Annotated in this window: 11 protein-coding genes; 5 read left to right on the forward strand and 6 right to left on the reverse strand. The window is 68.6% G+C overall.

Annotated features, from left to right (window positions below; all coding sequences use genetic code 11):
• The first annotated feature begins 41 nt into the window (after positions 1-41).
• Positions 42-713, forward strand: a complete 672-nt coding sequence (locus tag KGD87_RS23815; RefSeq protein WP_284662808.1) for a protein kinase domain-containing protein — start codon at positions 42-44, stop codon at positions 711-713.
• Positions 714-719: 6 nt separating this feature from the next.
• On the opposite strand, the gene KGD87_RS23820 is transcribed toward KGD87_RS23815, so the two are convergent.
• Positions 720-1,067: a helix-turn-helix domain-containing protein gene (locus KGD87_RS23820; RefSeq protein ID WP_284662809.1), complete on the reverse strand. Its 348-nt coding sequence runs from the start codon at positions 1,065-1,067 to the stop codon at positions 720-722.
• Between the two features lie 183 nt (positions 1,068-1,250).
• On the opposite strand from KGD87_RS23820, the gene KGD87_RS23825 reads away from it, so the two are divergent.
• From KGD87_RS23825 to KGD87_RS23840, 4 genes are all read left to right on the forward strand, one after another.
• Positions 1,251-3,119, forward strand: coding sequence for a serine/threonine-protein kinase (locus KGD87_RS23825; protein ID WP_284662810.1), 1,869 nt, complete (start codon positions 1,251-1,253; stop codon positions 3,117-3,119).
• Between the two features lie 96 nt (positions 3,120-3,215).
• Positions 3,216-4,070 (forward strand): DUF2381 family protein, encoded by an 855-nt coding sequence (locus KGD87_RS23830; protein ID WP_284668687.1) that lies wholly within the window; start codon positions 3,216-3,218, stop codon positions 4,068-4,070.
• A gap of 154 nt (positions 4,071-4,224) precedes the next feature.
• Positions 4,225-4,548: a hypothetical protein gene (locus KGD87_RS23835; protein ID WP_284662811.1), complete on the forward strand. Its 324-nt coding sequence runs from the start codon at positions 4,225-4,227 to the stop codon at positions 4,546-4,548.
• A gap of 64 nt (positions 4,549-4,612) precedes the next feature.
• On the forward strand, positions 4,613-5,965 hold the full coding sequence (locus tag KGD87_RS23840) for an IS1182 family transposase (protein WP_284662812.1): 1,353 nt from the start codon (positions 4,613-4,615) through the stop codon (positions 5,963-5,965).
• A gap of 479 nt (positions 5,966-6,444) precedes the next feature.
• On the opposite strand, the gene KGD87_RS23845 is transcribed toward KGD87_RS23840, so the two are convergent.
• From KGD87_RS23845 to KGD87_RS23865, 5 genes are read right to left on the reverse strand one after another with little or no spacing between them, the layout of a single operon-like run.
• Positions 6,445-7,173, reverse strand: coding sequence for a hypothetical protein (locus tag KGD87_RS23845; RefSeq protein ID WP_284662813.1), 729 nt, complete (start codon positions 7,171-7,173; stop codon positions 6,445-6,447).
• Positions 7,174-7,187: 14 nt separating this feature from the next.
• On the reverse strand, positions 7,188-8,441 hold the full coding sequence (locus KGD87_RS23850; protein ID WP_284662815.1) for a DUF4150 domain-containing protein: 1,254 nt from the start codon (positions 8,439-8,441) through the stop codon (positions 7,188-7,190).
• Complete coding sequence (locus KGD87_RS23855) at positions 8,429-9,511, reverse strand: hypothetical protein (RefSeq protein ID WP_284662816.1); 1,083 nt, start codon at positions 9,509-9,511, stop codon at positions 8,429-8,431. The genes KGD87_RS23850 and KGD87_RS23855 overlap by 13 nt, the downstream gene beginning before the upstream one ends.
• Before the next feature lies 1 nt (position 9,512).
• Positions 9,513-10,517: a DUF2169 family type VI secretion system accessory protein gene (locus tag KGD87_RS23860; RefSeq protein WP_284662818.1), complete on the reverse strand. Its 1,005-nt coding sequence runs from the start codon at positions 10,515-10,517 to the stop codon at positions 9,513-9,515.
• A 50-nt stretch (positions 10,518-10,567) separates the two neighbouring features.
• On the reverse strand, positions 10,568-11,863 hold the full coding sequence (locus tag KGD87_RS23865; protein ID WP_284662819.1) for a TIGR02270 family protein: 1,296 nt from the start codon (positions 11,861-11,863) through the stop codon (positions 10,568-10,570).
• Positions 11,864-12,220 lie beyond the last annotated feature (357 nt).

Below are 12,220 nucleotides of genomic sequence, written 5' to 3' on the forward strand. Positions count from 1 at the left end.
CAGATGACCAAGGGGCGCGGCTGGGGTTGATTCACCGGGACGTGAGCCCGCGCAACGTGAGCGTGGGAATGGGCGGAGAGGTGAAGCTGACGCACTTCGGCGCGGCCTACACGCATCTTCGCGGGCGCGAGGAGACCCAGGGCGGTCTGCGCAAGGGAGATGCCGCCTATACCTCGCCGGAGTACCTGCACTGCCTGCCATTGACTCCCGCGGCGGACCTCTTCTCGCTGGGCCTCGTCCTGCTGGAGCTGGCCACGGGACGCCACCTCTTCCATTCCGCCCTGGAATGGCCGGCGGTGCCTCTTCCGTGGCGGCAGCGGGCGCCCGTGGAGGAGGAACCCTCGCTTCCGCTCACGCGTTTGATGATGTTGCTGGACGCCTACAAGCCAGACGACGTGGAGGAGGCAACCGCCGGTTTGCCCGAGGGGTTCCGGGCCGCGCTGCGGAAGGCCCTCCGCAAACGTGCCGATGAACGCTACACCACCGCGGAGGAGCTGCGAGACGCGCTGCGGAACTGCCTCGTCCAGGTTCGGGAGGCCAGCGGCGGCCGCCCCTATGGCCGCAAGGAAGCCGCCGAGGAGCTCGCCCGCCTCATCTCCGAGGCCAGCCAGCACCGCGACGAGGCGGAGCCTGGAGACGAGCGGCTCTTCCCCTCCGGGCTGGAGGCCCATGAGCTCGGAGCGGCCCACTTCAACGAGACGACCGAGCCCTGACGCATCCTATCGGCCCAGCGCGCGAGCCATCGTGACGAGCGCCTCCAGCTTCGGCTCGTCCAGCTCACGCGCCAGCGTCACCAGCCGGCGCAGGAGCGGCGGCTCCTTCTCCACATCACGCCGCTCTTCCTTGCCGGGCCGGGCCAGCCCCAGCAGCTCGTCCGTGGAGACGCGAAGGACCATGCTGAGGCGGCGCAGCATGCCCGCGCTGGGAACCATCTTTCCCCGCTCCACGCGGCTGTAGACCATGGGGTGCATGTCCACCAAGGCCGCCACCTCCACCTGCGTCAACCCCAGGCGCGCGCGCGCCTCGCGCGCCGCCTTTCCCACCATCATGCCCAGTTGTTCGTCCATACGCGGGAGAACGTAGCGCATCCGACGGGATGGCTGGGACAGAGGGCAAGTCTCTACCTTTAGAGTTCTAGAGAAGCTAAACTCCCGCTGCTGGACCGCGTCCCGCCTTCGCCATGCCGGGTCCATCCAGAGACAAGCCCCATGCGACAGGGAAGCGATGACCTTGGCAGGAGGGGCGGACGAATGAAGGGACAGCGCCTTCGAGGAGACGTGGCCATCGGCACCCAGGTAGGGGGCTTCGTCGTGGAGGGCCTGCTCGGGATGGGTGGCTGCGGCGCCGTCTTCCGCGCCCGGCGGGGCACCGCGCGCGTCGCGCTGAAGCTCCAGTCGATCGCCGCGCTGGGCGGTCGGGCCCAGCGGGAGGTGGACATCCTCCGGAGGCTGGACCACCCCAATGTCGTGCGCTTCCACGCGTGCGGCCTGTGGCGGGACACGGCCCCCGAGTGGTTCTACCTGGCGATGGAGCTGGTGGAGGGCCGGCCGCTGAACCAGTGGGTGGACGAGGAGAACCCCAGTCCACGGCAGGCGACGGCGCTGGCGCTCGCGCTGGCCCGAGGGCTCGCGGCGGCGCACGCGGAGGGCGTCCTCCACCGGGACGTCAAGGAGTCCAACATCATGGTGCGCGACGCCACCGGGACGCCCGTGCTGGTGGACTTCGGCGTGGGCTCCTATCCCGGCGCGCCCCGCCTCACCCGGGAGGTGCTCCCCCCGGGAACACCGCAGTACCGCAGCCCGGAGGCGCTGGCCTTCCGCAAGTCGCATGCGGGCGTGGACGGGGCGCACTACGCGCCCACCGCCGCGGATGACCTGTATGCGCTGGGCGTCGTCTTCTACTGGGTGCTGACGGGCCGCGCGCCCTTCCCCGCCCCGAGAACGCCGTCGGAGGTGGAGCACGTCATCTCCCAGCCCCCCGAGCCGCCGCGCGCCGTGAACCCGCGGGTGCCCGGGCCGCTGGACGCGGTGTGCTCGCGGCTGCTGGAGAAGCAGCCCACGGCGCGCTTTCCCAGCGCCGCCGCCCTGGCTGAAGCCCTGGAGGCCGCGCTGGCCGCCGCGGACGACGCGTGGGACCGGCCCCTGTGCGCGTCGTGGGAGGAGCCACCCGAGCTCCCCGCGCCCCCTCCTCCACGGGATGGGCTGGAGGGCTGGCTGCATCAGGGGGAATCCGCGATGGCGCCGCCCAGGCGTGGCAGACGGCCGGGGCGCGCCCGGCCTCCCGCCGAGGTCGGCCGCGTGGGTCCAGGGGACGCGGGGTCAGGGTCCGCCGCGCCCTCCAAGCGGCTTGCGCCAGGGGCCTCACGCTCCTGGAGGCCCGCCGCGCTGGCGCTCATGGTGGGCACCCTGGTCGCGCTGACGCTCGCGTGGGCGCTCACGCGGCGCGATGGCGCGACGCCAGCAAGGGCGGAGCGTCCAGAAATGGCGTCGCCGCGCACCTCGCCGGAAGCTGTCCAGGCCGCGGCCCCGCCCTCGTCGGCGGCCCTCCTCCCCGCGACCGCTGCCGCTCCCATGGCGCGCGACCCGAAGGAAGCCTCACCCGTGAAGAAGCCAGATATCGCCCCCTCCTCTCCGCCCCCGTCACGCTCGGTGGGCGCGCGGGCCCGGCGCGCCGCCGTCGCGGCCGCCGCATGCACCGCGCTGGCCTGCCCGGCCGGGCCCGAGGTGCGTCCCGCCCCTCCCTCCGAACCGTGCCCAGAGGGCGCGCTGCAGGCCATGGAGGCGCGGGGCCTCCGCATAGGAGAGCTGGGCTCTGTGCACTTCGACCGAGGGGATCCAACGAACATCACCGTGAGCGAGGGCTGGGTGCGCGTCCGCGTCGGGGCCACGCCCTATGGCCTGGCGAACGCGACCCTGAGCGGGCGGCTCAGCGTGAGTGAACGCATCTACGGCCGTTTCACGGAAGCGGAGAAGGACGGCGAGCGCTTCCCCGTGTGCGTTGAGCTCAACTACCCGGGCGACGACCTGCGCGGCGTGCCGCGCGTGGGAGGAAACCATCCGCCCGCCGAGCCCATCATTCGCACCGTCGCGGGCCTGAAGGTAGTGAGGCGCTTCGAGTGACACCGCGTTCCCACACCTGGGGTCTCCCGTGATGAATGCCTCCGCGGCGCTCCTGCTCGTTCACTCGCTCCTCATGACACAGACGGCCGCCCCCCGCTGTCTCCGGCCGCCCCATGGGTACCGACAGCGCGGCGCCTCACGGTGGGCCTCCAGGTTCCCCGGTCCGCCATTCCGCATCCGGAGGTGCGCATCAGCCCAGGAATGGGGACGCTGCTGCTCTTCGACACACCAGTGGCCCGCGCGGAGTTGGAAGGTGAGCAGCACTTCACCCGCGTGCGGCTGGCGGGTGACACCTTGACGCTGATGCCCTCCGCGAGCGTGGAGGACCGCGAGGAGCTGCGGATGACCGTCCACTTCGCGGATGGCGCCGCGCCCGCGAGCGCGACCTTCCGGCTGGTGCCCCACCCTACCCTGGCCGACCGTCAGGTGGAGGTCCACCGGCAGGCCCGAAGCGCGGACTCGCTCCATGCCGAGTTGCTGGAGAAGGAGGAAGAGATGCGGCGCCTTCGAGAAGAACTGGCGCGGATGGAGGCGGCCCGGAGCCTGCCAGATGGCCTCACCGGCATGCTGGCCATCAGGCACCTGGACAAGACTGGCGTGCGGGCGCGCTGGAATGATGAACAACTCGTGCGCCATCCGCGCAACGCCCTCAAAATAAGGAGCGCGACGACCTATCGCGCCGCAGCCCAGGTTGCGGTGGCCGTCGAGTGCGAGGAACTGCGCGGGGGAGCGCCATGGGAGGCCCGGGGCGCGACGCTGGTTCCCCACGAAGGGGCCGCGCTCCGCGTGCTACGCGTCTGGCAGGCCGCGCCTACCGCCGCGGGCATCGTGGGCCAGTTCATCGTGGAGGCGGAGGCCACGGACACCATGAGCCCAGGCCCCTACACGCTGACCGTGTGGACGGGGGGCGACAAGCGCTCCGTCATCCTCGGCAACCTGATGTTCCCGTGAGGCCCTCCGCCGGGCGCAAGTCATCCCATGGAACGCCCGTAGCGTAGTCCTCGGGGTGGCAGGCAAGAGTGTCTGGGTGTACTGAGGCGTATCCTCGGGGCCCTGCGTTTGGGAGACATACAGGGTCCGGTCTCTCTCTGCTAGACAGGAGGCCATGTACAAACCCAACTTTGTTTTCCTCACAGCCCTTGCCCTCTCAAGCTGCACCGTCGCCCGGCCCGCCACGCTCACAGTGCCCAAGGAGCGCGCCGCGGAATGCCGGACCATCTGCAAGGACCTCGACATGCGACTGGGCGCGGTCGTGGTCATCATGAACAGCGCGGGCTGCGTCTGTGAACCTCGCGATGAAGCGACGGGCACGCCTCCCGCCAAGAGCTCTTCCGCGGTGATTGGTGGCGCGGCCATCCATACCGCCATTGAGCTCAACAGGAAGGCGCAAAACAGGCAACAGCAACAGCAGACACTGCGCTCGCGCTAGGAGCGTGTCGCGGTAATCGCGGTGGGGCTTGCCCGGAGGGAGGCCCGCGTGGTGAATGCCGGGCATGAGCAAGAAGTTCCGCCCCTGGAATGTGCAGCAGGCCTTTCTGCTGCCGCCGTCGCTGCTGGACTGGCTGCCGGAGCACCACCTCGCGCGATTCGTGCTGGAGGTGGTGGAGGAGCTGGACTTGGGGCCCATTTACGAGTCGTACGAGAAGGAGCTGCGAGGCTACCCGCCGTACGAGCCGAAGATGATGGTGGCGCTGCTGCTGTACGCGTACTGCACCGGGGTGACGTCTTCTCGGAAGATTGAGAGGAAGACGCAGGAGGACGTGGCCTTCCGCGTGCTGGCGGCGAACCAGTCCCCGGACCACTCGCGGATTTCGGAGTTTCGGCGTCGGCACGGGGCGCACTTCGAGAGTCTCTTCGTGCAGATGCTGAAGCTGTGCGCGAGGGCGGGGCTGGTGAAGCTGGGCCACGTGGCGTTGGACGGCACGAAGCTGAAGGCGAACGCCAGCAAGCACAAGGCGATGAGCTACGAGCGGATGCAGCAGGAGGAAGCGAAGCTGCGCGAGCAGGTGCGGCACCTGCTGGCCCAGGCGGAGGCCGTCGACGCGGAAGAGGATGCCCGCCACGGCAAGGGCAAGCGAGGCGACGAGCTTCCCGAGGAGTTGCGGCGGGCGCAGTCGCGACTGCAGCGAATCCAGGAGGCCCGGCGGGCCCTGGAGGCAGAGGCGAAGGCCGCCGCGGAAGCAGGCAAACGCAAGGATGATGACGACGACGCGCCCCCGTCCGTCCAGGACTTGCCCATCCACACCGTGCCCCATACGGCGGAGGGCAAGCCGACGCCGAAGGCGCAGCGCAACTTCACGGACTCCGACAGCCGAATCATGAAGAAGGGCGCAAGCTTCGAGCAGGCCTACAACGCGCAGGCGGCGGTGGACTCGGCACACCAGGTGATTGTCGCCCAGGCCCTCACCAACCAGCCTCCGGACGCCGAGCACCTGCCGGCGCTGGTGGACCGGGTGGCCGCTCACCTCGAAGAAGTGCCAGTCAAGCTGAGCGCGGACGCGGGCTACTTCTCGGCGAAGAACGTCCGCTGGCTGGAGTCGGTGGGCGTCGAGCCGTACCTCGCCACCGGCCGCCAGAAGCATGGAGAAGCGCCACCGAAAGTCCGAGGCCGTCCGCCCTCAGGACTCACCCCGAAGGAACGGATGGCCCGGAAGTTGGCGACGAAGCGAGGCAAGGAGGTGTACCGGATGCGCAAGGCGATTGTGGAACCCGTCTTCGGCCAAATCAAAGAGGCACGCGGTATTCGTGCCCTGCTGCGACGAGGCCTGACGGCCGCCCGGGAGGAGTGGGCCCTCATCTGCGCCACCCACAACCTCCTCAAGCTCTTCCGGGCGACGGCAGCGTAGCGGCCTGCCGCACCCAGCGACGGACCGGTGTCTCTCGTCCGGTCTCGCTTCCAACCCCATTACCGCTACACACTCCTAGCGTCCGCCGCTCCCGGATGAGCGCCACCTGCGCAAAGGCTCGCGGGAGCGTACCGCTTCGCGGGGAAGTAGCGATAGACGCCCGGCTTGGGCGGCGTTTCTCCGAAGTGGCGGCAGCCTACGAGCGAAGAGGGGCGGAGGCCACGCCCGAGGTACTCCGGGCGCTGCAGCGGGGGGACGTGCGCCTCACGCCCGTGGCGCTGCAGGCACTGGTGGCCTTCGGGAACCCTGCTGCGGTGCCCCTCGTAGTCCAGCAACTCATCCAGCCTGAGTTCCGCGCCCGGACACTCAAGAGCCTCGCGTCCCTTGGGCACGTTGCCCGGCCCATGACACACAATCACCAACGGGGAGCGGGCGGCGCGGCCGACGTGCGTCACGGCCTCTCGCCCCCTCCGCTTCGCCTACCGCGTGGCGACGCTCTTCAGCCCTGTTCGTGTCTCGAACGCCTGGATCAGTCGCTCCAGTTCCCCCGAGTCCTCGCAGCCCAGGATGAATGAGAAGGTGGGCTGAGTCGGGTGCCGGTAGAGCAGCAGCGCGGCGTCTCCTCGCTCGTACAGCGCGCAGTGCTCCGTAGGCGGAATGCGCTTGAAGCCCTTCTCCTCTGCCAGCGCAGTCACCACGTCCGAACGGTAGGCAGCTGCGGCAGCGGCATCATCCGGTGACGAGTACTTCCGCCGAAAGCGCAGCTGTGGCAGTCGAAGCTCCTTGAAGGCCTCTACGTAGAGGAACTCTTCCAGCCCGACATACTGGGGAGAACTGGCCTCGGGAGGATAGTTCTCCTCCAGGGCCCTTCGGACGACCAGACAGTCGTCGTCCCCATGAGGGTTGGACCGGTCCAGGAACCAATCAAAACTAGAGGGTCCATTATCCCCCGCCATGGGAATATACCTCCCGCGCTGCAGTCCAGGCATGGCGTTGTAGACACTGCGGACGCCATCAATGGAGAAGGAGGCGTCAGCAAGTTCTATTTCCCCCATGGTTGCTCCCATTGTTTCAAGGAAGCGACGATAGACCCCCGGAAGAGGGCCCGCCTTTTCTTCCAGAGCCATGATGTCAAATCGATCTGCCGGAACAACCTCCTTGGAGAAGTCGGGGCGATATCTTTCAACGAATTCAATGAAAGCCTTCAATCTCGACTCCCAAATCAGGCACAGCTTGCTTTACAGTACATAGCGGGAAGTTTCTGTTGGCATTCCGAACACGAAGGCACACTCTCGCCATTTTTGAATATTTGCTCGCGCTCCTCAGGGGCGGAGAACTTCATGGCGTCCAGCTCCTCTATCCGAACCCAGAACCTTACCCTGGGCCCTCTGTCTGGCTTGACCCCCTCGACCACTGGGTAGAACAACCGCTCAATGAGCTGCCTGGGTTTGTGCCCTCCATGTCTTTCCATAATCCGCTTGGCGGCACAGTCCCAGTCCTCCTGCTGGGATTTCAAACCAACGGGAGGGCTTGCGCACTCGAAGCCCGTAGTGACTACGATCGCCAAGAAGCCGGGTGGCGCGTGGCCCGAGCAAGCCGCAAGCTTCTTTCCATTGCATGCGCAGACCATGACACCAATCATGTACCCCTTGCTGTGGGTTCCACTGCTGCGACTGTATCGAAGCACCGCGTTTGTACTGAAGAACTCTCGAAGAGGTGCGAGTTGTGCACTCAGCATGGCGAGCTCGTCTGGCAGTCTTTCCAGTTCTGCTCTCTGGTCCGCCTTCAGTCCCTTTCCCGCCCTCCTTCTTTCCTCTGTGTTGAGTGTCTTCAACTCTTGGAGGCGCGAGCCCTTTCGTTTCTCTTCTTTGTCCAGCCTGGCAAATTCCAGAATCTGCTGCTTCTGTGCATCGAGCGCCATCTGGAGTCGTTCAAACAGCGCCGCAATCGCCGTCTGCGTCTCTTCCCCCGCCTCCAGCGGGTGCGTCTTCCCGCAGAGCGAGCACGGGATGTCGTCGCCGTAGATGACACTCATGACGCCAGAGGCCTGGATGATGCCCGTCATGGTGGCGGCATTCGCGGGGCTGCCGGACGGGCCGCAGTTGTTGAGCATGGGGTCGCCTAGCAACTGGACACTCCGCCCCTCGATTTTGACGTTCATCGAGCCGGGACCGATGAACTTCGTCGGGCCCTGTGTGTTGCTGGAGATGAGCCCACCTCCCGTCCCCTTGCTGGCCATGTCCCCCTGGCTGCCGAAGCTGGCTCCGGCGATGGCCACGGGGTGCCCATTGATGGTGACTGTCTTCGAGTACCCCTCGGCGGCGTCGCCGCTGTTGCCGATGTTGGGCAAGGGCGTGGGCACGAAGGGCGCCGGCGGGCCCGGCATCTTGCAAACGTTGGGCAACGTGGCTGAGGCGACGCCCGCGCTGCCCTGGGTGACGGGCGTCCTCGGTGCGTTGACTGTTACCTTGGCCATGGCTTCGCTCCTTCCTCACTTCCGGACGGTGGCTCTTCCAGCAGTGCGGCGGCGCGCAACCCGGCTTCCGAACTGCCCCAGAGTAGCGCCCGGGGACCGCTCGCATACCGACGCCGCCAGGACTGCGCACAGAGGACGAGGTTCAGCGCGCCCGTGGCGGCGCCCACCTCGCCGCAGCTGCTCACAGGTGTGTGAATGGCGGAGGCGTCGTGGAACGCGGCCCCCAGCCGCAGTGCGACGAAGCCCCATTCCTCGGAGCGGTAACGCTCGCCGTTGAGGTCGCTGTGGACGCACGCCACCGCCGCTCGCGCGCCTTCCAGCGGCGCGAGCACCTCGCTCACGGCGGCCGTCAGCCCCTCGCCCAGGTTGAGGTCATCGGTGTGGATGCGCTTCGTCTCGCGGGCCGTGGCGGCGGCGCGCACCGTGGCGTGGGGTGCCAGTCTCCACCGGCGCGCGTCCGGCGCGGCCATCACCGCGACGAAGGCCGCTGCCTCTCCAGGGGCGAAGCCCGTGCGCGCGCCCTCTTCGAGCCACTGGTTCCGCCCGCGCAGCCAGGCCAGCGTCCGGACGTCATGGTAGCTGTCGACGCCTCCCACAATCACCAGCGGAGCGCGGCTGACACGCGTCACGGCCTCGCGGAGCCCTTCTATCGCCGAAGCGTGGCCCGTCAGCCGAGGCTCCACCTGAAGGCGCAGGCGCTCACGCCCCAGGGCCGAGAGAGCGGCGACGACTCGCGAGGCATCCGCGGCCTTCCATCCCGGACGCTCCTCGGGCAGTCCCACCAGCACCGGCACGTCGACATCCTCCATGGGGAGGGCGGACGCCAGCCTGGCGAGGACCTCCTCCAACGCCGCGGCCCCCAGCGCGGCCATGCGCGCCGCACCGCTCCACTCCCGCGCGTCCAGCAGCCCGTCCCTGGCGATGAATGAGTCCGCCCGGCGCCCCAGCTCCGGCACCTGGACGCGCCGCACGCGGCTGATGCCCGCGCGCACCGCCGCCGCGACGCTCTCCGCCGTCGTCCCCACGGGCGCACGCGCTCCCGCTGCCACAATCACTGCCTCGACGCCCATGTCAGTCCGTCCTCTCTGTAATGGCTGTGAAGTCGAGGCAGTCGATGTCCCGAGGGCCGACCCGCAAGCCCGTCTGGAAAACCATGCGCACCTTCTTCAGCTCGGGCTCGATGACGACGGCGCCCAGGGTCGCATCGTGGAAGCGCCGGACGGCGCCGAACCAGGTGGTGAAGCCGAAGCGCAGGCGCGGCAGCGTGAAGTGGAGCGAGCCCTTCGGCGTGAGGTGCACCAGGGCCACCTTCTCTCCGCCCACGAGTCGGCGTGAGGGCCGCTGGTCAGCGGGGGCGCAGAAGGCGAAGCGCTCGTCGAAGTCTCGCGGCAGCAGCGGGTGTCGCGTCTTCCGCCAGACTTCGTCGAAGGTGCCCGCCAACTCCAGACGCGGCGACCAATGGCTGGCGATGGGGCCAAACCCGGCCGGCCCCGACTTCGCCGGGTTGCCCCGCAGGTATTCGATTCGGTGGGCAGGCTGGTCCACCAGGTGCGCCTCTCGGATGGCCACTCCGCGGCCCACGGGGTTGCGCGAATCACTGACGTGCTTGCGCGCGTCCGCGTCACGCGTGTCGGCGCCTCCCCAGGCCCACTCGTAGCGAATGGGCTGGGTGACGAAGGGCTTGGGAGACGACGGCTTCACGCCCGTCAGGCCGCGCGTGTAGAAGCGCTCGCCGTACACCACGAGCATCTTGTCCACGTCATGGATGCGGACGGCCACCTCGACGCTGGACGCGGGTCGCCCACCGGGCGCATGTGCGCACGCGTTGAAGAGGACGTCGGTGTGGGACTTGGGGGCGACGAGCTCGGCCTCGTAGCGCGGACTGGAGCGCCCAGGCGCCCCCCAATAGACGGGCTCGGCCAATGGAGCCTCCTGCTCGTCCGCGAGGCGCAGGTGGCCCGCGTCGTCGACGTCGAAGGTCGCCTTGAGCGCAATGACCCAGAGGTGGTGGCCGTCCTTGTCGCGGACCCACGTCCGCTCGACCGCGTAGGGTGTCTTGTTTTGAAGTGCCCACATGGTTGGTGGCAAGGCGAGCCGTGTGAAGGAGCGCGGCGTGGGGCCTGCCGTCAGCGCAGGCCGCTGTCGAAGGACTGCGTGCGGATGCGGACGCTGGCGGCCCGGGCCTTGGCCAGCTCCACGCGCTGGACGTGCGTGAAGGCCCGCGTGGGCACCGCCAGCGCGCCGTGACTCCGCAGGGCCAGCTCGCGGGCCAGGACGTGGCGGCGGCGCATCGGACTCGACTCCAGTGCCTCCACCAGCACGCTGCCGTTGAAGGGCCGGCCGAGGAGGTACCGCGTGCCCTTCACGAAGCGCTTCTTCTCCTTGTCCCACCAGTCCCTGACGGTGGCCACGTTCGGCCAGGGCAAGTCGTCCTCGGGCCTGGGCACCAGGTCCGCGTCCAAGTCCTCCTGAGGTTCCGGAGGCGGTGGAGCACCCTCGGGCCTCTCGCCTGGGCGCAAGGCGTAGGTCCCCTCCAGCCGCAAGCCCGTCATGGCTGAGAATGCCTCCCCGGCCAATTGTGACACCGCGGGAACCTCCAGGTGCGCGAGGCACGCCTCCATGGCCGCCACCCGGCCGCTGAAGCCCAGGGCCCAGAGGACATGGGGCCGAAGTTCCTCCGCGTCCAGCAGCCCCTGTAGCAAGGGAGTGTCTGACTCACTTCCGCCCATGGCGAGCAGCACCATGGGCTCGAGGCTGTGCGCGTCGCGGGCACGCACGGCGGCGCGGCACGTCTCCCAGGCTTGCCTCACACCGGAAGCCAGTCCTGCCCCCATTGCCGCCGCGCGAATGCTGGGGTGGGGGGAGTCCAGCAGCATGGGAAGCAGCCTTCGCGCGGCGTCGTCCGACAGAGGCAGAGCGGCGCGCAGGGCCGCAATCCGAGCCCGCGGCTCGTCATGGGTGAAGAAGTGCGCCAGCACCTCGGGAGGTGCCTCCTGGCGAAACGCCAGCGCCTCCAGCACCTCGGCCTGCAGCGCGGCGTCCTCCCCCTTCAACAAGTCGAGCAGGCATGCGCCCAGCCCTGGGGCCTCGCTGAGCTCCAGGGCCCGCCGAATGGCGGCACGCGCTTCGGGCTCGGCCTCGCGCAGTCGCAGCAGGACTTCGTCCACCTCGCCAAGGGCCAGCAGCGAGAAGGCCGCCGCGCCGATGCGGAAGGCGTCCTCTGACTCGAAGGCCGGGCGCAGCACGGATTCAGCCGCGGTGGATGCACCCACCACCAGCCCGTCCAGGTGCGCGAGGAGGAGTTCCTCCAACCTCGCGGTTTCAGTCAGCGAAAAGTCTGGCGCCTCCAGCGCCTTCTCCCACTGCAGCCACCGGAACTCGGCCTCGTCGAGGTGCTCCTCCAGCACGTCCACCAAGAGCATGGCCCCTCTCCCCCTCGATTCCGCGGAGCGCAGCTGCAAAGGCTGACATGAACGCGCGAAGGACTTCTTGCTTCGCTTGCGGCCGGCGCATGAGAGCCATTGCGTTGAGTGCAGTGGCGCTGGCGAACATTAAGTGCAGAACGCGCGGCCGAGACAACGCGTGCCAGCCCCTGTCCGGCAAGTCGCCGTCAGCCCGTGAACGGAGCCGACAGCGGCGTGGCTTGATTGGAGCAACGGCCGTCACGGACATCGCCCTTCGGGGCAACACCTGAGCAGCGCCACGCTCCCAAGCCGCGCGGCGGACCTGGGGCGCCGCCGTGGCCCCTCTGAGCGCCGTCTCCCGGCCGCCTCCTGGTG

It is taken from the genome of Myxococcus sp. SDU36, assembly GCF_030168875.1.
Taxonomy (GTDB): Bacteria; Myxococcota; Myxococcia; order Myxococcales; family Myxococcaceae; genus Myxococcus; species Myxococcus vastator.